At 60.7% G+C, this 21638-nt stretch carries 19 protein-coding genes; 10 read left to right on the top strand and 9 right to left on the bottom strand.

Features of this window, described 5'->3' with window-relative positions:
* The first annotated feature begins 51 nt into the window (after positions 1–51).
* Entirely contained in the window at positions 52–4353 is a 4302-nt protein-coding gene (locus NITLEN_RS01465; protein WP_121987806.1) for a DEAD/DEAH box helicase, read from the top strand.
* A 41-nt stretch (positions 4354–4394) separates the two neighbouring features.
* Here the strand turns inward: NITLEN_RS01465 and NITLEN_RS01460 are convergent, their stop codons facing one another.
* The 3 genes from NITLEN_RS01460 to NITLEN_RS01450 all read right to left on the bottom strand — a co-directional run bounded on the left by NITLEN_RS01460 (position 4395) and on the right by NITLEN_RS01450 (position 6382).
* The gene (locus NITLEN_RS01460) at positions 4395–4970 is read right to left on the bottom strand and encodes a hypothetical protein (protein ID WP_121987805.1); all 576 of its coding nucleotides are present in this window, start codon (positions 4968–4970) and stop codon (positions 4395–4397) included.
* Positions 4971–5090: 120 nt separating this feature from the next.
* Positions 5091–5945 (bottom strand): universal stress protein, encoded by an 855-nt coding sequence (locus tag NITLEN_RS01455; protein ID WP_181416570.1) that lies wholly within the window; start codon positions 5943–5945, stop codon positions 5091–5093.
* A 17-nt stretch (positions 5946–5962) separates the two neighbouring features.
* On the bottom strand, positions 5963–6382 hold the full coding sequence (locus NITLEN_RS01450; RefSeq protein WP_181416569.1) for a DUF3015 family protein: 420 nt from the start codon (positions 6380–6382) through the stop codon (positions 5963–5965).
* A 119-nt stretch (positions 6383–6501) separates the two neighbouring features.
* Here NITLEN_RS01450 and NITLEN_RS01445 point away from each other — a divergent pair, with 119 nt between their 5' ends.
* Positions 6502–7527, top strand: a complete 1026-nt coding sequence (locus tag NITLEN_RS01445) for a hypothetical protein (protein WP_121987802.1) — start codon at positions 6502–6504, stop codon at positions 7525–7527.
* A gap of 91 nt (positions 7528–7618) precedes the next feature.
* Here NITLEN_RS01445 and NITLEN_RS01440 read toward each other — a convergent pair whose 3' ends face one another.
* Positions 7619–8968: a DUF2330 domain-containing protein gene (locus NITLEN_RS01440; RefSeq protein WP_121987801.1), complete on the bottom strand. Its 1350-nt coding sequence runs from the start codon at positions 8966–8968 to the stop codon at positions 7619–7621.
* Positions 8965–9840 carry an RnfABCDGE type electron transport complex subunit D gene (locus tag NITLEN_RS01435; RefSeq protein WP_121987800.1) on the bottom strand — a complete coding sequence of 292 codons (876 nt, stop codon included), beginning with the start codon at positions 9838–9840 and terminating at the stop codon, positions 8965–8967. The genes NITLEN_RS01440 and NITLEN_RS01435 overlap by 4 nt, the downstream gene beginning before the upstream one ends.
* 274 nt (positions 9841–10114) lie before the next feature.
* Between NITLEN_RS01435 and NITLEN_RS01430 the strand changes: the two genes are divergently transcribed.
* From NITLEN_RS01430 to NITLEN_RS01405, 6 genes are all read left to right on the top strand, one after another.
* Positions 10115–10543 (top strand): hypothetical protein, encoded by a 429-nt coding sequence (locus tag NITLEN_RS01430; protein ID WP_146216059.1) that lies wholly within the window; start codon positions 10115–10117, stop codon positions 10541–10543.
* Between the two features lie 21 nt (positions 10544–10564).
* A complete protein-coding gene (locus tag NITLEN_RS01425; protein WP_121987798.1) occupies positions 10565–12226 on the top strand; it encodes a phospholipase D-like domain-containing protein in 1662 nt (553 codons plus the stop codon).
* A gap of 209 nt (positions 12227–12435) precedes the next feature.
* Entirely contained in the window at positions 12436–13068 is a 633-nt protein-coding gene (locus tag NITLEN_RS01420; protein ID WP_121987797.1) for a hypothetical protein, read from the top strand.
* 244 nt (positions 13069–13312) lie between these two features.
* Entirely contained in the window at positions 13313–13771 is a 459-nt protein-coding gene (locus NITLEN_RS01415; protein ID WP_146216058.1) for a hypothetical protein, read from the top strand.
* Between the two features lie 187 nt (positions 13772–13958).
* Positions 13959–14723: a sterol desaturase family protein gene (locus tag NITLEN_RS01410; RefSeq protein WP_219999363.1), complete on the top strand. Its 765-nt coding sequence runs from the start codon at positions 13959–13961 to the stop codon at positions 14721–14723.
* A 68-nt stretch (positions 14724–14791) separates the two neighbouring features.
* A complete protein-coding gene (locus NITLEN_RS01405; protein ID WP_121987794.1) occupies positions 14792–15154 on the top strand; it encodes a hypothetical protein in 363 nt (120 codons plus the stop codon).
* A gap of 34 nt (positions 15155–15188) precedes the next feature.
* Here the strand turns inward: NITLEN_RS01405 and pyk are convergent, their stop codons facing one another.
* Positions 15189–16646, bottom strand: a complete 1458-nt coding sequence (gene pyk, locus NITLEN_RS01400; protein ID WP_121987793.1) for a pyruvate kinase — start codon at positions 16644–16646, stop codon at positions 15189–15191.
* A 119-nt stretch (positions 16647–16765) separates the two neighbouring features.
* Here pyk and NITLEN_RS01395 point away from each other — a divergent pair, with 119 nt between their 5' ends.
* Positions 16766–19093 carry a 6-phosphofructokinase gene (locus NITLEN_RS01395; protein ID WP_121987792.1) on the top strand — a complete coding sequence of 776 codons (2328 nt, stop codon included), beginning with the start codon at positions 16766–16768 and terminating at the stop codon, positions 19091–19093.
* 72 nt (positions 19094–19165) lie between these two features.
* Positions 19166–19504 carry a YnfA family protein gene (locus NITLEN_RS01390; protein ID WP_121987791.1) on the top strand — a complete coding sequence of 113 codons (339 nt, stop codon included), beginning with the start codon at positions 19166–19168 and terminating at the stop codon, positions 19502–19504.
* 21 nt (positions 19505–19525) lie between these two features.
* Here NITLEN_RS01390 and mtnC read toward each other — a convergent pair whose 3' ends face one another.
* The 3 genes from mtnC to NITLEN_RS01375 are packed head-to-tail and all read right to left on the bottom strand — an operon-like array spanning position 19526 to position 21409.
* Positions 19526–20251, bottom strand: coding sequence for an acireductone synthase (gene mtnC, locus NITLEN_RS01385; RefSeq protein ID WP_121987790.1), 726 nt, complete (start codon positions 20249–20251; stop codon positions 19526–19528).
* Positions 20248–20781: a 1,2-dihydroxy-3-keto-5-methylthiopentene dioxygenase gene (locus tag NITLEN_RS01380; protein WP_121987789.1), complete on the bottom strand. Its 534-nt coding sequence runs from the start codon at positions 20779–20781 to the stop codon at positions 20248–20250. The genes mtnC and NITLEN_RS01380 overlap by 4 nt, the downstream gene beginning before the upstream one ends.
* Positions 20735–21409 carry a methylthioribulose 1-phosphate dehydratase gene (locus NITLEN_RS01375; protein WP_181416568.1) on the bottom strand — a complete coding sequence of 225 codons (675 nt, stop codon included), beginning with the start codon at positions 21407–21409 and terminating at the stop codon, positions 20735–20737. Before NITLEN_RS01375 ends, NITLEN_RS01380 begins: the two co-directional genes overlap by 47 nt.
* Between the last annotated feature and the right edge of the window lie 229 nt (positions 21410–21638).

Below are 21638 nucleotides of genomic sequence, written 5' to 3'. Positions count from 1 at the left end.
GCCGCCTGCTCTTGTGGAGCAGCCTTGTGGTACGTGGTAAGATTTCACGCCATGCCACTGTCTTCCTTTCATCCCCTCATCGCGGAATGGTTCCTGACGCAGGTCGGACAGCCGACGGATGTGCAGCAGCAGGCCTGGCCGGCGATTCAATCAGGATCAGACGCGCTCATTGCCGCGCCGACCGGATCGGGGAAAACGCTCGCGGCCTTTCTGTCCTGCATCGATTCTCTCTTCAAACAAGCTCTTGCCCGCGACCTCGACGATCACACGCAGGTGTTGTACGTCTCGCCGCTGAAGGCCTTGAGCAATGACATTCAGAAGAATCTTCAAAAGCCGCTGGCGGAGATTGGACAGATGGCATTGCACGCGGGCTTGCTGATGCCGGAGCTGCGCGTGCTGGTGCGCACCGGCGATACGCCGATGGCGGATCGGCAGCAGATGCTGAAGCGGCCGCCGCATATTCTCGTCACGACGCCGGAGTCGCTGTTCATCCTCCTGACGGCGGAGAAAAGCCGGCGCATGTTGCAGACCGTGCGAACGGTCATCGTCGATGAAATCCACGCACTGGCGCCGAACAAGCGGGGCGCTCATGTGGCCCTGTCGCTGGAACGACTGGAAGCGTTGACGCTGGTGAAGTCGCAACGCATCGGCTTGTCGGCCACGCAACGGCCGATCGAGCTGGTGGCGGAGTTTCTGGTTGGAGCTCGCCCGCGTCCGACGATCATCGATGTCGGGCATCGCCGAGAATTGGATCTGGCCGTTGAAGTGCCGAAGGATGAGCTGAGTGCCGTCGCCACGAACGCCATCTGGTCCGATGTCTATGACCGCGTGGCTGAACTCGTGCGGCAGCACCGGTCGACGCTGGTGTTCGTCAATACCCGCCGGCTGGCTGAACGGGTGTCGCATTACCTGGAAGAGCGGCTCCAGGATCTGGGCCCTGACGCGGTAGCGGCGCATCACGGCAGTTTGTCGCGGCAGATTCGTCTGTCGGCAGAAGAGCGATTGAAGGCCGGCAAGACGCGCGTGGTCATTGCCACAGCCTCGTTGGAACTGGGGATCGATGTCGGCACGGTCGATCTCGTCTGTCAGATCGGTTCGCCGCGCGCCATCGCCGCCGGGCTGCAACGGATCGGCCGCGCGGGCCACTGGGTCAAGGCGATTCCCAAAGGCCGCATCTTTGCCATGACGCGGGATGAACTGCTGGAGTGCGCGGCGCTCGTGCGCGCGATTCGCCGGGGGACGCTGGATCAGATCGCGATCCCACCCGCTCCGCTCGACATTCTCTCCCAACAGATTGTTGCAGCCTCGGCCAGCCAGACCTGGACGGAGGACGAACTCTTTGCCTTGTGCCGGCGCGCCTATCCCTATCGGGACCTTTCGCGGGCCGAGTTCGATGGCGTCTTGCACATGCTGGCCGACGGGATCGCTACCCAGCGGGGGCGGGGCCTGGCCTATCTGTTCCATGATCGGATCAATCGGCGGATCAAGGGGCGGCGCGGTGCGCGGCTGGCGGCGATCACCTCCGGCGGCGCGATTCCTGACACGGCCAATTACGCGGTGGTGGCGGAGCCCGATGGGACGGTGGTGGGGTCGGTCGACGAGGATTTCGCGGTGGAGAGTCTCGCCGGCGACATCATGTTGCTGGGCAATACGTCGTGGCGGATCAAAGGGATCGAGGCGGGGAAGGTCCGTGTCGAAGACGCGCAGGGTGCGCCGCCCAACATTCCGTTCTGGCGGGGCGAGGCTCCGTCGCGGACGGCTGAATTATCGGCGGAGGTGGCTTTGTTGCGGCACGCGATTGCCGAGCGCGCACTGTCTGCTGATCCGGCCGTCAGTCATCTGTCAGCCATCGGGTGGCTCAAGAGCGAGTGTGCGCTGGATCAGCGTGGTGCGCAGCAGGTGATCGAATACGTCCTCACCGGCAAGGCCGTGCTGGGGACCGTGCCGACGCAGGACACGATCGTCGCGGAACGGTTCTTTGACGAGAGCGGCGGGATGCAGTTGGTTGTACATGCGCCCTTCGGCGGGCGGATCAACCGAGCCTGGGGTCTCGCGCTGCGCAAACGGTTCTGCGTCACGTTCGATTTCGAGTTGCAGGCCGCGGCGACAGATAACGGTTTGGTGATCTCGCTCGGTGAGAAGCACAGCTTTCCGCTGGAGTCCGTCTTTGGGTATCTCCATTCGAAGACGGTCCGTGAGGTACTGATCCAAGCGGTCTTGCTCGCACCGATGTTTGCGACCCGTTGGCGGTGGAATGCGTCGCGTTCGCTGGCGCTGCTCAGATTTTCCAACGGCAAGAAGGTGCCTCCGCAGATTCAGCGGATGAAGTCAGAAGATTTGCTCGCAGCCGTCTTTCCGGATGCGATCGCCTGCCAGGAGAATCTCACCGGCGAGCGGGCGGCCAGGCAGATTCCGGATCATCCCCTCGTGAACGAAACCATCCGCGATTGCCTGACGGAGGCGATGGATCTGGAGGGGCTGACGACCGTGTTGCAGGCCATCGAAGCCGGCACGATTCGCTGCGTCGCGGTGGATACGCCCGTGCCCTCGGTCTTTTCTTATGAAATTTTGAACGCCAACCCCTATGCCTTTCTCGATGACGCGCCGCTGGAAGAGCGCCGCGCCAGGGCGGTGGAGATGCGGCAGACTTTGCCGCCGGAGATGCTCGGGCAGGTCGGCGCACTCGACCCGGCGGCGATTGCAGACGTCGAGCGGGAGGCGTGGCCGGTGGTCCGGGATGCCGATGAACTCCACGATGCGCTGCTGACGCTGGTCTGGGTGCCGGTCAAAGAAGGAGCGTCTTGGGTCGTGTTTCTTCCGCGCCTCATCGAAGAAGGGCGGATCGTGGAGTTGTCGGCGAGGGGTGAGGCGGGAGCCGTGCGTGGCTGGGTGGCAGCGGAGAACCGTGAGCGGGTTGAACGATTGTTTGCGGCTGGTGATGAAGAGGTTCTGGTGACGGTGGTGCAGGGGTGGATGGAGAGTATTGGGCCGACGACGGTGTTGCAGCTGGCCGATCGGCTGCATCTGCCCGCCGATGGCGTCATGGCGGCGATGCTGAAATTGGAATCGCAGGGCCAAGTCCTCCGTGGGCAATTCAGATCGCACTCAGGACTCAGTACCCAGGATTCAGCACTCTCCGGCATCTCCGCATCCGAATGGTGTCATCGCCGGCTCCTGGCGCGGATCCATCGATTGACGATCGGCCGGTTGCGCAAGGACATCGAGCCGGTGACCGCCACTGAGTTCATGCGCTTTCTGCTTCAGTGGCAGCATGTGACGCCGGGCTCTCGGCAGCATGGGGAGGCCGGCCTCACGCAGATCATCACTCAACTGGCCGGGTTCGAAGCGGCGGCGTCAGCCTGGGAGCCGCAGCTCTTGCGCGTGCGTCTGGCGAAGTATGAGCCGGAGCTGTTGGACCGTCTCTGCCTCAGCGGTGCGGTCAGTTGGGGGCGACTCTCCCCGCATCCGCGCCTGGCATCCGCCGGTGAATCTGATAAAGCTCGGCGCATTGTACCCACTAGCGTCGCACCGATCAGTGTGTTTCCGCGTGAGGATGGAGAGTGGTTGATGGCGGCATTCGCAGAGGGTGCGGCGCAGGCCGGCCCTGACCCCTATGGTCAGTTGAGTGCGGTGGCCCAGGATCTGCGGCGTACATTGCACGAGCGAGGCGCGAGCTTCTTTGCGGATCTGGTACGGCTGACCAATCATCTGTCGGCGGAAGTCGAAGCGGGGCTGTGGGAACTCGTTGCGGCCGGACTGGTGACGGCCGACGGGTTCGACAATCTGCGTGCTCTCATGGATCCGCGACGCCGCCGTGCCGAGGGGCGGGCGCGCCGCCCGCGGCATACTGCGGGACGCTGGACGTTGCTCAGGGATCCGGCTCTGTCCTCAGCGCTCAGCATCCAGCAGAGCGCCGCTGAGGCCGTTGCCCGCCAGCTGTTGCGCCGGTACGGGGTGGTCTTCCGGGATCTGTTAGTGCGGGAATCGTTGGTGCAGTCGTGGCGGGATCTGATCGTGGTGTATCGGAAATTAGAACTGCAAGGAGAGCTGCGCGGCGGGCGATTTGTGTCGGGTTTTGTCGGGGAGCAGTTCGCGCTGCCGGAAGCCGTCGAAGCCTTACGTGCCATGCGCAAGACGGTGGGGGGCGCTGCGGCGGGATCAGAGATCAAGCTTTCAGCGTCCGATCCCTTGAATCTTGTCGGCGTGATCCTGCCCGGGCCGCGCGTCGCCGCGGTGCCCTCGAACTTCATCGTGTTGAGAGACGGAGTGGTTGCCCGGACCGTGACTGCCAAGGACGGGCCGGTGATTCACCGGCCCGCGACACGTGTTTCAGGCAGGATACCGGCCGGGTAGCTCACGGATTTTTCCCCGTGCCAGCAAGATCGCGCGCTCGATCAGTGCGCGGCCGGCGCCGGGGCTCCGGCGCACAGCACATCCCACTGCGTGGCGAGATTGGCGCTCCCGCCACCCCATGATAAGAACGTTCCCGTATGGTCGACCGTCGCTCCGGACCCTTCCCATTGCAAATCTTTGGCATCGCCCTTGGCGCGAAATCGAGGCCGGCCTTTCCCTGGACCGTCTCCCCACACGCCGACGTAGCTGTAGTTCCCGCCATCGATTCCATTCAGGCGTCCGGCGAGGCAGTCCGCGCTGGCGCGATACAGCGGCCGAAATCCGATCCAGCCGGATTGAACTTGTTCTTTCGCGCAGTACTTGTCGCGCGGCTTGTAGGCGGCGCACCACTTTGCGGCGTCGTCCGGGGAGATTCGGGCTTCTGCCGTGGCATTGGCGGTGCCGATACCGGACTTGGTCGTGACCTGAGGATTGAGACATTTGGGGAGATTGCAAATCGGGAGGTATTCGGCTTCCGCGCTGAGCGCAGGACCGCCGGAATGAATGAGGCCTAACATCAGAATGGCGGCCCCAAAGAATCGTCGGCAGCGTCGCTGTGTCGTGGGGGATGATGGCATTGGAGACCTCCTTCAGGGGCGTGGCTGACAATCAACGGAGGCAATGTAGAAGAGCGGAGGCTGGCCTGTCAATTGTACGCGGTGGGGCTCTGATGGGAATGGTCTTGAGGGGGATTCTGCTTAGATCGGTAGCGCCAGCAGGGGACAACGCGCGCCGCGGAGCACCCGTTCCGTCGTGCTGCCTCGCATGAGATCCAGCAAGGTATGTTGTTTGGACGTCGTCATGACGATGAGATCGACGTCGAAGTCTTTCCCCATGGCGAGAATCACCTCCACGACATTTCCCTGGCAGGCCATGGTGTGCCAGAGCCAGCCGGTCTTGATCGGGTAATGGAGCGAGTGCAATGTGTGATCGTCTCCTACTTGGACGACGATCACCGTGAGATTGTCGCAGCCCAGGGCAGACGCCAACTGCGCGGTCGTGTCGATGGCCAGTTGCGGGCTGTATTCCGCGCTGACCGGCACCAGTACCCGGCGGAGCTTCGGTTGCCCTGAATTCTTCACCACGAATCCTTCGACCTGGGCGGGGACGAACAGCGTGGCCATGTGACTGCCGCGGGCAACCGGTTCGGCAACACTCTCATGTTGCCAGCGGGCGAGTCCTTCGTACTGATGTGTGGCCATCACCAGCAAATCGGCCGGGTGCTTGGCGAGATATTGGAGGATGGCGTCGGTCCGGTGCTTCGCCACCGTGCGGGTCTTCTTGATCGCGATTCCCAAGTCGGCCACTTGCTCGCGCGGACTGCCGTGAGGGAGCAGTCCCCAGCGTTCAAGCAGGGGGCGTACTTGAGGAAAGTCTTCGAAGTCCGCCCGGGGAACATCCGGATCGATATGCATGATCGACAGCTCGCCTCGGGCGGCCACGGCCAATTTCACCGCGTGGATCAGGCCAGTGTGGCTGTCCTCCGAAAAGTCGGAAGGATGGAGGATGCGTTGAAATGGGAGTGGCGCGGCAGAAGCGTGTAGTGTGGTCATACGAAATCCGGCAAGGGTTAGTGAGATGTTCGATAGGGTTGAGCGGTCAGTTGGAGCTGCGTGAGCCATTGTTCGGGGGCCGCATGGGAGTCCGGCCAGTCTTGAGCGTAACGGTGTTGGACTGCGGCGTCGAAGTCGGTGCGATGGGATTCCGGCACGCCCAGCAATGTTCCGACGGCGGTCAGATACTCGCCGGATCCGGACGCGATGTTCTGCGCCATATTCTCCCGGCTCGCTGCGATCAGGGCGAGTGCCTTGTGATCGGGCTTCAACAGCCCGTCTTCTGACACCCAGCCGTGAGCAGATGAAGTGGTACCGCTGACATTTGACGTCGTGTCGGTAGTCTGGTTGAGCGTGGCTTTGATCGAACAGCCGGTGGAAAGGGCAAGCGCAAGGCAGATGACCTCAAGTCGGACAGAGACTACGGGCATGCGCATGAAGGCTCCTCCATTTTGAGGCAGTGGAACAGCTGATCTGGTGGGTACTATATCACAGCACCCCTTAAGTTTAGCTAGAGGGAATCCGATAAGGGCCACAGGAAAAGGGAGCAGAATATATGCCAGTTTCAGCGCTGACCCCATTCGACCCGTCCAGATTTTTCCAGGCTTCGGCTGCGGCTCCTTCAACCTCTCAGCCAGCCCCTCAGCGGCTCGATACCAAGGTGTCGGCCGTCTCGGCGGCGGCGGATCTGAGCGGGCGGCTGAGCGTTACGACGGCTGAAGGCGACAAAATCACGCTGACCGCCGATTTTGAGGCTCGGTATCGGGCCGTGAACTATCAGGCGCAGGCGCAAACCGAGAACGGGACAGCGCAGGTTAAGGCAACGAGCGTCGAGGCCTCTTTAAAGAAGCAATATGGCGTGACGGTCGAAGGAGATCTGAACGAGCAAGAGTTGCATGATCTGGAAAAGCTTTTCCGGAAGGTGAGCAACATCTTCAGCAAATACTTCCGCGGCCAGGACGATGAGGCCCTTGCCAAGACGGCCAAGCTCGCTGACAAGTTCGGGGGGTTGTCATCCTTGTCCAGCCTGGATCTCAGCGTCAATGTCGAGCGATCGGTAACGGTCGTCGCAGCTCAGGTGGCGTCATCCGTGACCGGATCGCCGGCGTTGCCAGAGAACCAACCGGCTCAAGCTCCGGCCTCAACTCAGACGTCCAGCACTCCCTCAACACCGGTTACCCCGGGTGTGGCGCCTTCGACGGCTGCGGCGATCCCGCAATCGTCAACCGGTACTACGGCGCCCACCCAGCCCGCTGCCGACGCGGCGGCTCCGGCCGCGGATTCGACGATTCGCCTCGTCGCCCCGGCGCCGGATGCCTCGCAATCGAAATCGCTGGCCGAGCAAGTGTTGGATGCACTGAAAGAGACGAAGGTGGAGTCAGAAAAGATCCGGAAGCACCTGCCGGACTTCTTCAAGAAATTGCGTGAAAATTTGGAGAACGAGTTGCGCGAGACCCGTGAGCAGGCGGCTGAAGCCACCTCTGACAAACCCACGGCATCTCCTGCCTCGACTGCGAGCAGCGTGGTGGTTGCGTACCAGTCGGTGCGCCAGACGTCATTCTCTCTTTCGATCAGAACCTAGGGCAAGAAGCGTCAGCCTTCGGGTTGGCGTTAGGTGAGACGCGGCGAGGCCTGGTGATCCCGGGCCTCGCCGTTGTCGTGTGGTGCCCGCGCTAGTTCGGCCACAATTGCTGGTACCACTTCTTGCCCTCGACTGTCGGCACCGCAGCGAGGTTCATCTGCTTGCGGATGTCGCCGATATTCCAACCGGTCAATGTGGCCAGCGTTTGCGCTTCCCGTTCATAGCGCTCGCGCAGTTGTTGACGATAGGCGGTCGCAGCCGTGCATTCGTCCGCGCCGCTCCAGGGATGACGGAGGATGTAGCGTGCCTGGAAGTTCGACCGGTCCGGGGTTTCCTGGAACGTCAGATCTTCAGGGAAGTGCGCCGCGTCATAGCGAACGTGCAGGCGGGTCAGGAACACGTTGGGGGCTTGCCCCATGAAGCCTTTGCCTGCCCGTCCGACATTCTCCTGCCAGAACACACCCAGCCCGCGCAGTTCATCGGCTGAGAGAGGATTCGCCGCGCAGGGGTCGCACCAATTCATGTCCCAGGCATACTCTAGAAACACGCCCCGGTCACTCTCACGCTTCACTTGTTGGGTGAAGAGATCGCGATAGAAGTCTCCGAATGTATCCTTCACATAGAGCGGGATCTCCTGCGCTTCCGGCAATCGGACGGTCCGATAGTTCGTCGTTTCCACGCGGCCCTGCTTGGTCAGGAAATAGATGAACAGTTCCTGCGCGCCGTCGGCGTTCACCGTGCCGAGGCGGATCGGCAGCATGAACTTCGGCGATTCAAAGGCGATCTGGAGCGGCCGCAAGTGTGTGAGGCCGAGCTTGGCCTGTTCGCCGAGATTGACCTTGGCGACAAAGAACTTCAGATTCTGTTTCAGATAGCTGTGGAGCACGGCTGACGCTCCGCTGGGAATCTTGTAGCCGTTCTCCGTCAGCCAGGTTTCCAGTCCGGCGCTTTCCTTCGCCGAAAGAATGAGGATGTCGTACTCGCCCACGAGGTACTGCGCCTCCACCGTCACGCCCAGAACCTGATCGCGTTTGCGTGTGGCTTCGGCGGCGGCCGGGGCCATGCTCTTCATGGCGCCCATCCGGTCTTGCATCATGTCATCGCGTCGGCAGGGATTCTCATCGAAGTATTCCACCAGACGGGGGGCCGAATAGTCGGCCAGATGCTTCAGCAGGGCCGGATCGCCGACGTGGATTTGTTCCTTCTCCAAGACGGTCGGCACCGGGACCACCATCGCAAACTCCTTCGCGTCGCCCTTAAAGTCGTTGGCCATGGTGATAACGGTCTTGTTGTTGTGGCGCGCGATGGCGACTTCTGACGCCTTGTTGAACAACTTGGTATCGGCCTTGCCGACGTAGAAGCCGCAGAAGGCCGAGGCCTCGCCGTTCCAGGCGAACAGGCCGATGAGCAGGGTGAGTATGGGAATAATGATGCGTCTCATGAAAACCTCCTTTGTGGGTGAAGCGATAGGATGGGAGCCAGAGGCTCAGGCGACTCTCCGGTTGTGGGCCGGGACCAGTCGTAGCGGACCGCGGGAAGTAGCCGGTCAATCAATGGCACGAGCGGCGCGCAGGCGATTAATCCCCAGAGGGAGGCGTTGGGACGAAATAACCCGAACTGCACATAGAGAGCCGTCAGCGTGACGAGCAGGGCGTAGATGATCCGTCCGGTTCTGGAATCCGGCGTCGTTTTTGGATCAGAGATCATGAAGAAGGCAAAGATGAGCAGCGCGCCGCTTTCGAGCTGATGCAGCGGAATCGTGAGCGGATCGCCCAGCCAGATGGCCCGCGCAAATAACAGGCCGACATAGAAGGAAAGAAAGGCGAGGGTCACATCCGCCCGCGCGGCGCGGGTGACCACGAGTGAACCGAGGCACGCGATGAGAAAGCCGAACCAGGCGACCTGTCCCCATTGCCCCGATGAAATCCAGCCGAGCCCGCCGGCAAGCATGACGACCAACGCCAGATTGGTCGGATTGAAGACATGCTTGTCTTTCCCACGGATGACGAACTTACTGCCGATAGCAACGACGGCGGCCAGCGCGGCGACTTCGAGATGATCCGTGCGGAGGAGCAGGCAGAGTGAGAGGGAGGAAATCAGCGGGCTCTTGGGGTCGAATGTCGATAGGTTGACGTAGCGTGTGCCTGCATATTGTGTGAGCAGTGCAGCGCCGATCGTGATCGCGATTTGGAAGAGGGATACATCGAAGCGCAGCCAGATCACACCATACAGGAGCAGCGTGCTCAGACTGGCGATCTGATACAGGCGGGGATCGAGTGTTGAAAGATGTGTCTGGAGTCGATGCTGGTTCATCGGGCACCTCGTGAGTAGAGTGGCGTTGACGTCTACTCACGATATGGCGCGAGGGATGGAATCCTTTCAGGGGGAAGGGGGAATGTGCGATCCACAGGCTTGTTCAAGCGAGTTTCAATGAAAACGCCTAGTTGAAGAAATGGCCTCTCTCCATAGCCTGGGCGGCCAGCGATGTTGCAGAGGGGAATGATTGACAGGCGGGAATCAGTATCGTTAGGGTTCCGTGAAATCCGGGGTCGTTGATGTGCCGGTCGGCTGAAAAGGGGACATACGCATGCCTAATACCTATGCTGTATTGAATGGCGGTAGTGTGGTGATAGAGGTTTGGATAGGGCCGATCATGCATGAGGAGCTTCTGGCACATGAACGACGGCATTTGAGTGACCCCTTGGTGAAGGCCGGAGCCTCCGCGTTGGTTGATGCCGAGCGCGCGCAATTCGGCACGACTGTGGAGCAGGTGAAAGACTTTGCTGCTCTCTATGGCCAAACGGTTGGCCGGCTCCGGGTTGGCAAGGTGGCGCTCTTAGTCAACAAAGAGACCTATGCGCGAGCCCTGGTGTTTTTAAAAGAAGCGGAAGGGTATGGTGTGAAAGTCATCGTCTTCAACTCCCTCGACATCGCCTGCACCTGGCTTGGCCTTGATGTCACCGTGGCGAAACAACAAATGCAGGTGCTTCGGGCGCAGGTGGAGCGGGCCGCTTAATTTCAACCATGAGGAGAACCTATGCGCAAAACGGCATCGGGCTTCGTCAAGGTGCGGGCTATCAGCGGGACCTACGTTGTTTTCCTGGCCTTCGATATGAAGGAGGCGGATGCGGCGGGGCTCATGGGGTTTGCGATCCAACGCACGGACATTACCGACGAGGAAACAACGTGGCTGCGCGGTAACAAGACGTTTCCCCGTATCCGTATATCCACGGGCATCGAAGATGCCAGCAGCCATGAGCATCCGTTCCAGGCCTTCCAGTGGGCGGATTATTCGGTGAAGCCGGGGTACAAGTACAGATACCGGGTGATTCCGATGTACGGCAGTCCCGGTGCCTTGATCGAAAAGCCCGCAACCAGCGTCACCATCGAAACTGAACTGCGCGCCGGTACCAAGCACGATGTGCACTTTAACCGTGGGGCAATCGCCTCACAGGCGTTCGCCAAACGCTTTTCAGGAATGACGCTTGATGAGGCCGGCGCACCCGCCTATGAGTGGCTCACGCGCGATCTATTGCCCGCGTTGCTCGGGTTCATCGGGAAGGCGAAGGGGCAGGCCTACAGCCTTCACGCCGCGATCTATGAAGTGAAGTGGCCGGAAGTGTTAGCGGCATTCAAGGCGGCCGCCGCTTCCGGCGCGGACGTCAAGATCATCTATCATGGGAACGATGACGAGACCGGATCGGACAACGGCAAAGAAATCGCGACGGCGAAAATTACATCCCTGTGTGTTCCACGCGTGAACGCCAAGCTGATGCACAATAAATTTATCGTGCTGAGCAAGAACGGCACACCGATTTCTGTGTGGACCGGTTCGACCAACTTCAGCCGGAATGCATTGTATGGTCAGCTCAACGTCGGGCATGCGATTCACGATAAGACTTTGGCTAAGCGGTTTCTCGCCTACTGGACGGAGCTCCACGGCGACCCGGAATCGAACGAGCTGAAGGACTGGGCCGGGTCGGAAAATGCCTTGCCTCCGCCTGACGATTCCGACTCACTGACGCCGATCTTCTCTCCCCATCGCGGACGCGACGTATTTGATTGGTGGATCGATCTGGCACGCGCGCCCAAGCCGCTATTCATGACGTTCCCGTTCGGCATCGTCGCAGACTTCCGTCCTGTGTTTGACCGGAACGACGGAGTGCTGCGATTCGCCTTGTTGGATAAATACGTCAATGGCGGCAATGCGGCCTCGCGAGCCGCTGCAATTGCCGAGATCGAGCGCATCCGGCGCCACGAGAACATCGGCATGGCAGTCGGGCATCGCCTCTTTGTGGACTGGGTCGATGGCTGGCATCAGGAGGGCCCGGGGATCGGCGTCAATGTGAACTGGGTGCATACCAAGTTTATGCTGATCGACCCGCTCGGCAAGAAGCCTGTCACCCTTACCGGTTCAGCGAATTTCAGCGAGGCCAGCGTCAATACCAACGATGAAAATATGGTCCTCATTCGAGGCGATGCCCGTGTCGCGGATATCTACTTCGGCGAATTCATGCGCGTGTTTGCCCATCATCGCTTTCGTGAATCGGTGAAACGGTACATCGACCGGTATGGCGCAGCGGCGTTCAACACGTGGAAGCCGCAAGATTTGTTTGAGGACTGGCGGAAGTGGGTGCCGGGGCATTTCAAGAAGAACTCAGAGTATGACCTCAAGCGGCGGTATTTTGTGGGGAGCTAGAAGCCCTAATCGGCGGAACGCTACAAGGGGAGACGGTCTGAATTTCTGAAGAAGGCCGTGCGGCAGTGTACAGCGTGGGTGCGGTGATCGGAGCCAGGATCCCGAGATGTGGGCCGTGGAGGGCGGTTTGCAGGCCTGCCAGGGAGTTGCATTCATTTCGAGAGGCCATTAGCATGCGGGAGACTTTCGTGGCGAGGGCAGGGCATCCCATGAAGATCCCATTCTTACTGTTGATCCTTCTACCATCGTTGTTAACGGCCTGTGCGCTGGAACGGGAGCTCTCGCGCACGCCCCGCACGGCGGTTGAGCAGGTGTTGCTGACGCAGTCGGTTCACCGCGCGTTTGAAGATTTGACGATTCAGTTACCCGCGGGCGTCAATGTCGATGTGGATGCGACGGGCCTTGAGAGCGAGCAGTCCCGCGTGCGGATGACGAATACCACCGAGGGGGCGATGAGCCGTCCCGGACGCGATATTTTGTATATTCGCGATGCCGTATCCGCTGAGCTGGGGCGAAGAGGCTACCGCGTGTCGGTTCGAGATGCGGAGTCGCCGTATTTGATCCGCGTGATGGCGGAGTCGTTTGGCACCATGCAAGGCCTTACCTTTTTGGGGATGCCGGCAGTCCAGAGCGTCTTGATTCCATTTGCCCTTCCGGAACTCACGCTCTACAAAGAACAAGGTCAGAGCGGGTATGTCAGGTTGCATCTTGATATCTACGACAATCGGACGGGCGAGTTCCTCAGCTCGACGCCAACGCTGATCGGCCGGGCGTACTACGATCAATATACAGCGGTCTTCTTCTTTACGTGGTATCGCACGGATGTCACCGCGCCTCCGTAAGGGCGAGCCCGTGAGGAGCCACTGTTGAACACTTCTGACACGGCGCTGTGCGATTCAGCATTGTGAGCGTAATCGGCACCCGCTGAAGTATGTGGATATGGCGGCTCCAAACCGGAATGTCCCGTTGTGCGCAATGCGCGGAGACATACGCGCGCATGGGTTGATCCTGAATACCATCGCGTCGACTACAAGGTTCAGCCGTCGATGAATGTCTTCATGGTCCAACATTACCCAGGAGGAAATCGTGAAGGAGAAAGTCACTACAGTGGCTGCAGTGGTTATCATGATCTTCGCGTTGTCCTCGTCCGATCTATTCGCAGACCTCAAGGTGACGGCGCCGATAAAGCCGTGGCATGTCACGGAGATCGCCGCCGATACCCCCCGCTGCGACTCGCCGACGACGTACTCGTATAATGTCACCTGGAAGCCCGTGTATGAAACCTGGAATAAGCTGCGGGCGCCGTCGGTCTGGAAATCCTACGTCGTGCAGACCTATAACTGCGCCGAAACCAGTATCATCATTTGCGATGCCTTGTGTACGACACGGGCGACAGGGTGTTCGATCAAGCAAGCGACTTCCTGGATGCGGATCGCTACCGTACTCAATGACGAGCGAACGGCAAAAGGCTCCTTTATGCAGATTAGCGGCGTGCTCAGGCCTCCGCTGACGGTGGTCGACAGGAAACTGCAGTGTGTCAATTAATCGGCTGGGTGTATGTGTTTGAACGTGGCCGGGAGGTAGTGGTTGAGGTGTGTCCCTGAGGTGAGGACGGTTGTAGCGACTTGGATGTGAACGTGTGGAAATGAGACGCGAGTGATTATGCCCGGGGAACGTGATGGGAAGTGAAGTCCTTTTTCGAGTTGGCTCTTATCTATCCGTGTTGGCGATCATGGCCACATGGGAGGTTCTGGCGCCGCGTCGGCCGCTGACGGCCTCGAAGTTGTGCCGGTGGGGCGGCAATCTTACGATCGTGATCTTGAATACGGCGATTGCCCGGCTGTTTTTTATGGGTGGCGTGGTGGCCGTCGCCGCCATGGCGCAAGCACGGGGCTGGGGACTCTTGAATCTGATCGATGTCCCGGCGTGGCTAGAGATTGCGATCGCCATCGTGGCGCTTGACTTCGTCATCTATTGGCAGCATCAAGTCTTCCACTACGTGCCGATTCTCTGGCGGTTTCACATGATGCATCACTCCGACCTGGATTTGGATGTCTCCAGCGGGGTGCGTTTTCATCCGGTCGAAATCGTGATCTCAACGATGGTGAAGGCGGCAGCCGTGCTGGCGCTGGGGGTTGCTCCGTTGGCTGTGGTTATCTTTGAGATCGTGCTGAATGCGACAGCCTTGTTCAATCACAGCAACGTGCGGATGCCCGTGAGTCTTGATCGCGTCCTCCGGTGGTTCGTCGTGACGCCGGACATGCACCGCATCCACCATTCGGTGGATGTGCGTGAAACCAACAGCAACTACGGATTCAACGTGCCCTGGTGGGACCGCCTGTTCGGCACCTATTGCGCGGAACCGGCCTTGGGGCAATTGGGAATGAAGATCGGCCTCGAACATCTCGGCCCCCCGGTCTGTTTGAACCTGTTCATGATGTTGCGGTTCCCGTTCGTGGCTCAGCTTGGGCGCTACGCCGGACGAGCGCAGCCGTGAGCGTCTTCAGCGAAGAGTTTTCGGTCGCCTCTCCCCCGCGCACATAAGATTCTTGTACAATCGATTCCATGCATGAGTTCTTGCTGGTGCTGGCCAGTCTGGTCGGGGTCGTGGTGCTCGGCGTGATTGCGCAGGTCATCACGCCACTGATCATGATCGAGTTCGGATTGTGGATCCTGGCCGGAGGCTTGCTGATCGGGATTCCGGCAGGATTGTGGTATCACGTGGTTTTGTATCGCGCACTGAAGCGGCGGATCACGCTTCCGTCATGGTGGTGGCGGCGGCCGGTTGAGTTGCACGACCGGCTCACGCCAATCGAGTTTGCGCCGGTGCGTCCCTGGTTTGTGGCCGGCGCGGCGGGATTCGTCCTCTGCTGCGTGGGCGGCATCGCGGCGATTGCGGGGTTGTCGATCGGTCAGTTCGCTCCGTAACGCAGTGACCGCCTTCCGGTCGTGCGGCAGGTCTTTATTCCACGACGTGCAGCTTGATCAGATTCGTTCCCCCCGGTTGCCCGATGCGAGTCCCGGAAAGAATCACAATCCGTTCTCCGGTTTTAGCCAGCCCCTCCGCTTTTAGCCGTCGCGCGGCCTCGTCCACGCGGGCATCGGTCTGTTCGATTTGCGGCATGGTATAGGGACGCACGCCCCAATAGAGGGCCATGCGCTTCCTGATCGGCTCAAACGGGGTGAGGGCGATGATCGGTGCGGCCGGTCGCTGTTTCGAGATGAGGTGCGCCGTCGTGCCCCGCTCGCTGAAGGCGACGATCACACCGGCCGTGATGGCTTTGGCGGCCGAGGCCGCTGCAGTACAGATCGCTTCGGGGAAGGCCATCTCTCCCCAATCGGTGTGACGCTTGGGTTTCACGCCTGGTTCGGGACCTTCCTCTGCCGCGCAAATGATGCGACCCATGACTTGAACCGTCTCCACTGGGTACGCTCCGATGGCTGTTTCAGCTGACAGCATGACCGCATCGGTGCCGTCGAACACGGCATTGGCGACATCCGAGGCTTCCGCTCTGGTCGGACGCAGGGCCTGGGTCATCGACTCCAGCATTTGCGTGGCGGTAATGACGAGACGGCGGCGGCGGTTCGCTTCCGTGATAATGCGTTTTTGCAACAGCGGCACGGCTTCGGGACCCATCTCAACGCCCAGATCTCCCCGCGCAATCATGACCCCGTCCGCCTGTTCCAGGATCGCATCCAGGGCGGTGACGGCTTCGGCCCGTTCGATCTTGGCGATAATCGGCAACGTGCCGCCGCATTCGGCGACCAATGCCCGTGCGGCCAGAATATCTTCAGGCCCTCTGACGAAGGAGAGGGCCAGGTAATCGACGCCGTGGGCGATGCCGAACCGGATGTCTTCCCGGTCTTTGTCGGTCAGGGTGGGCGCGCTGACGAACGTGCCCGGTAAATTGATGCCCTTATGCGAGGTGATGGCCCCTCCGGTGACGACGGTACATTCGGCGGCTCCGCCGGAGATGCGATCGACCAGCAGTTCGATCAGTCCGTCGTTGATCAGGATCCGCGCGCCGGGTCTGAGATCGCGAGCCAGATAGGGGTAGGTGACGGGGATGTCAGGGATGGCGGAGTGTGCCGCGGCGATCGACTGTGCGCCGAGCTGACCGCCGGACCGCGCCAGCATCGTCTGCAGCCGCACCGATTGGCCCATTTTCACCATGATTCCCGCATCGGGTAACTCGCCCACGCGAATCCTGGGCCCCTGCAGATCCTGGATAATTGCGACGGCCGCCTGGCGGCGCTCCGCCGCCTGACGAATTGCGGTGATGGCAGCCGCGTGGGTGTCATGATCCCCATGGGAGAAGTTCAGCCTGGCGGCATCCATGCCGGCTTCAATAAGCCGTTCCAACATCGTCAGCGAATTACTGGCGGGCCCGATCGTACAGACTATCTTTGCCTTTCGCATGGTGCTCTCCTCAGCTCTTGACAAGAAACGGCGGACACCCAATGATGCACTCGTTCACGCCCGGTGATGGGCGTCACCTGTCGGTGATCGGGCCAACGACCCCGAGGTGAAGGAGGGGCATGCAGAGTACCACAGATTCGCTTGATTTCGTGACGATTGAAGGCCTGCTGGCCTATGGAGAGCAGTTCGCGCGCCGCCCGGCGATCGACGGCGTGTCGGCGCCGCCCGCTCCGGCTTCGTCGAACGACCGTGCCGCGCGAGCGCGCCAGGCGATGGCGTCGATCAAGGATTTTGTCGCCCGCGCTCGCGCGGGATTTCCCAGAGCTGACGCCTATCGGTCGGCCAGGCAAGCCGTGATCGATGACGCCTGCGCCGGCGATCCGCTGGTATTTTTTGCCGCCTGGAACCGGTTGCTCGCGGAAGGCGCGCTTCACCCCTTGATGCGGGCGCCGATCGGATCGGTGTTGAAGCCGACTCAGCGGCGTCCGGTGGCGATCGTGCCGCGTGCGCAGCTCACGCCGCAGCTGGCGGATGGACGTATCGTGCTCGATTTGGGCGATGATCGATTCTGGCTCCTGCCGCGTGAATTGTCCGGCCGCACGCTGCTCTTTACCATGCGCCACGGCATTTCCCGCGTCGAGAGTAAAACCCATCGGGTCGGTCGCCGGTTGGCGAATCAATTGGATGTTGAACGGGGCGTGCCGCGGGCTGACGTCGTGGGGGCCGCGCTGGCCCGGATGGTCGGCGTGGTCGGGCAGCAGCTGGATTTTCTCCATTTGTCGAATTACCTGGAGCCGCGCGGGTTTCTCCACTTCATCAGCCGGAGTCCCAACACGCGGCAACTCTTTGAGCGCGTGAGGGCTGCGCTGGCCCGTGACCCGCTTCCTCCGACCGAGGCTGTGTATGCGCCCGCTTTGGAGTCGTCGGATTTCGGATGGATCACGGGCGTCGAAAAGACGGTGGAGGTCCAGGAGCTGGCCGCGGCGTTCGGCGTCGAGGTGTCGACCGCGAAACGGCTGATCAAAGATCCGCTGTATTGCTATCCCGGCGGCAATTCGTTTTTCGATCTCTACGTCGATGTGATCGATGGGCTGCACCAATTGGGGGCCGCGCATGCGGGGCAAGCAGCCTGCCTGTACACGCACAGTTCGACGTTGCGGGCCCTCATGATTTATCTGGATGCGCGCCCGTTTCACGAAGCCTTCACGGAGTTCAGCGACTACAAAGAAAGCCAGGACAATGTCGTGCTGCTCACGTTTGAGAAAGGGCACTTGTCGGGCTATTCCACGGCGGTTGGATTATCGGAGCGGGAGCGGGCCTCGCGGGATTCATGGATGGCGGTGGAGCGGGTACGGAAAGACCGGGTGACGCTGAAACCTCGGCAGATCAAGCGGATCGTAGCGCTGGTCTCGGGGGGAGACTTCGCCGGCGCCGGCGCCGCCTTGAAAGAGTTGCGCGTACAGGCGTATCGATTCGGTCTGGAGGTTCATTTCGTCCGGCACGGGTTCCTCGGGCTCGCGAACAATTGGATCGAACCGGTGACCGAAGAAGATACCCGCGGCATGAGCAGCCATGCGAGCAGTCCCATCGGCAGCAGCCGCTTCGAGGACTTTAAAGACGAACTGGTTCAGCGGGCGGCGGTCGGGCACCTCGCGCCCTTCCTAGAAGACGCGGCGTTGGTGGTCCTGGGAGGCGACGGAAGTTTCCGCGGGGCGCGGGCGATTTACGAAGGGTTCGGCGTGCAGGTCGTGGGCATACCCGGAACCATCGACAACAATCTCGAAGGCACCATCTCGCTCGGCTACCATTCAGCCATGGCCCTGGCGGATCAGTCTATTGAGTCGCTCAAGGCGACGAGTGCCGCCATGGGGAGCGTCTTTTTCGTAGAAGTGATGGGCGCGGGGTCGGGACATCTGGCGCTCGCCTGCGCTTATCAAGCGCGGGCTGAGGGCTTATTGGTCAACGAACATCCCGATCCCGATGCCTATATCGATGAGGTGATTCTCGGCACGCTGAAGCGCACGTTGGGAGTGCCCAACAAGAGCCACTTGTTTGTCGTGGCCGAACGAACCCCTCATCGGCATCACCGGGAGGGTGGAGTGCATGGCTTGGTCGACTACGTGGCCGGCGCGATCGGCGGATGGGCTCAGCGTCATGCGAAGCCCGGCCAATATCCATTGACGCTCGCGACCAAGGCTACCATTCTCGGCCACACGTTGCGGGGCGCTCCTCCGACACCGGAAGACAAAGCCATTGCCCAGCATCTGGCCTATGAGACGGTCCATCGTTTAGTGGAGCGCCCGGAGGATGTCGTCGGGTGCATGATGGCGTATCGCGAGCGCGGAGCGATCGACGCGATCCCGCTGCATGCCGTGTCGCCCAAACAGTTTGACTGGGATCTCTTTGCTAGGATGCATGGCACGGAGTTGCGCAACGGGCCGCCGTGACAGACTCGTCTGTCCGCAGCGGGGTCTGCGAATCTGTACGGTGACAGGCGCGGTGCAAAGGACAATCTGCCCATGCTGGAGCTCAAAACCGTCGCGCTGTTTGTAGCCACGGCCATCGCTGAGATCGTCGGGTGCTATCTTCCCTATTTATGGCTGAAGAAAGACGCGCCGATCTGGCTGTTGATTCCGGCTGCGGCGAGCCTGGCGGCGTTCGTCTGGTTGCTTACGCTGCATCCGCTCGCGGCCGGGCGTGTCTATGCGGCCTACGGTGGGGTGTATGTGTCGGTCGCCATCCTGTGGCTGTGGTTCGTTGACGCGGTGCGACCTTCTCCCTGGGATTGGCTTGGTGTCGCGATCTGTCTCTGCGGCATGGCGATCATCATGTTTGCGCCACGCCAGCTCTCACCCTAGGGGGAGGAGATTCAGCGCGATTCAGCGGGGTGCTGGCCAAGTATTTGCGGAGCCGACGCGGGTGAGGTCGATGTCGGTGAAGCGTGCTGCGATCGGATGGCGGGTGCCGGCTTTCGTGCCGGGACGGACAATCTGCATGGCCTGAAAACCAGCCATAGTGGCGGCATCCAGTTCGGCTTCGATATCGGAAAGAAACAATATCGTGCCTGGTGGGAGTGCCAACTGTTCGGCGATGCGACGATAGGACGCGGCATCCGCTTTGAGGCCGATTTCCGTATCGAAGTAATGGGCGAAGAGGCTGGTGAGATCGCCTGTTGTCGTATGGGTGAGGAGCAGGTGTTGGGCTTGCGCGGAGCCGGATGAATAGAGAGCGAGTTGCAGCCCGCCGACATGCCAGGCGGACAGGGTGTCGGTCACATCGTCATAGAGTTCCGGTGCGAACGCGCCGTTCCGGTAGCCTTCTTCCCAGATGAGTCCCTGTAATCCCTTGAGTCCTGTGTGCTTGCGGTCTTGCGTCATCCAGCGTCGAAGGATGTCGGGAAGCTGGTTCTCTGTGGGCCTGACGCCCTCTTCCTGCGCCACGGTGTCCTGGCAGAGGAGCAGCCAGCGGCGGACGTCGCCATCGTCTCGATGATCGGCTAAGAACCGGTCGAGATGGTGATGCGCATAGGGGAACAGCGTCTCCCGTACGAACGTGATCGGGAGAATCGTCCCTTCGATATCCATGACCACGCAGCGGATCGTCATGCGCCGGCCTGGTAGTGTTCTTCGATGTGGGAATTCGTGTAGTGCGGAACCCAGCCCGCTTGGTCGGTGAAGATCCGAATGGCCCGCACGGCGGGATGTTTCCCCAGATCGAACCAGTGTTTGGTGTTGGCCGGGACCGCAATGATGTCACCGGCTTGGCAGAGCAAGGAAAACACTTCGTCTTCTTCCCGTTCCAGATGGAACCAGAACAGGCCTTCGCCTTCGACAAACATGCGCACTTCGTCTTCGTCGTGGGTGTGTTCGCGCAGAAACTTGTCGCGGATCGCGTCGAGGTTCGGCGTCCGGCCGGTCACCGTGACCACGTCGACCGTCCGGTAACCGCCCTGTTCCATGAGCGGGGTGAGCCGGTCTCGGTAGGCAGCCAGCACCTCACCGTCCGGCGTGGCCGACGAAACCGTCGCAGGGGAGGGCCACCGGTCGTACATGATTCCTCGCGCGTTGAGAAAGCGCCGGATCTCCGTTTCATCCGTGTGAGACGTATGCCGGTCCGGCACTTGAAGTATGGCCATGGCGTCGAATCTCCAATTCGCATTGCAGAATGAACTCGAACGTTTCGAGATGGCGTTTAGCCTCGGAGAGATCGCGTCCCCACACGTAGAGGCCATGTCCCGCTAAGAGAAAGCCGTAGGAGGCTGGAACGGCGGTGAGCGCCGCTTCGATCAAGACGGCGAGTGTGGGAATGTCTTGTGCGTTGGGAAACACCGGGAGCTGAACGGTGCACTCGTGTGTCTTGATGCCCTCCAACCCTTTCAGCAGTTCCCAACCGGAGAGAGAGAGGTGCCCTTGCTCGCTGGCGCGTTGAGAAAGGAGCGTGGCGGCGAGTGAATGAGTGTGCAACACGGCGCCGGCATGCATGGTGCGGTAGAGCATGAGATGTAAAGCCGTTTCCGCCGAAGGGATCAGTTTCGTGTCCGAGACCGGCCGACCCTGGTGGTCGATCGCGAGCACATGCTCGGTTCCGAGATGCTCTTTGTCCACACCCGAACTCGTAATCGCGCAAAGAGCTGGTATGGCTTCGTTTGGAAGGCGGACGCTGTAGTTGGTGCTTGTGGCGGGTGCCCATCCGTTCCGGTGCGACCAACGGGCGATTTCTGCCAACTGGCCAGCGGCTGCGGTGAACCCTGGAATCGTTTTCATATATGAGATTCCCGTTTCTGACGTCCGTATATGTACCATATAGGCGTCACGCCTCGTTACTGGCGGATGCGCCAGGAGAGTCGTGCGTCGTCATTTTCCTTCACAGTCCTCCGGAATACCAACAGAGCGGCGCTGGTTTCTAATTGGCGCGCCGGGCGTTCTGCTGTGTTTGACCGGAAGCGTTGCCGCGATTGCTGATCATCCGTGTTCATCCGTACGGGTGGAACTC

Origin of the sequence: Nitrospira lenta, assembly GCF_900403705.1 — a bacterium.
In the GTDB taxonomy this organism is placed as follows: Bacteria; Nitrospirota; Nitrospiria; order Nitrospirales; family Nitrospiraceae; genus Nitrospira_D; species Nitrospira_D lenta.
This window is presented reverse-complemented; position numbering and strand designations above follow the sequence as displayed.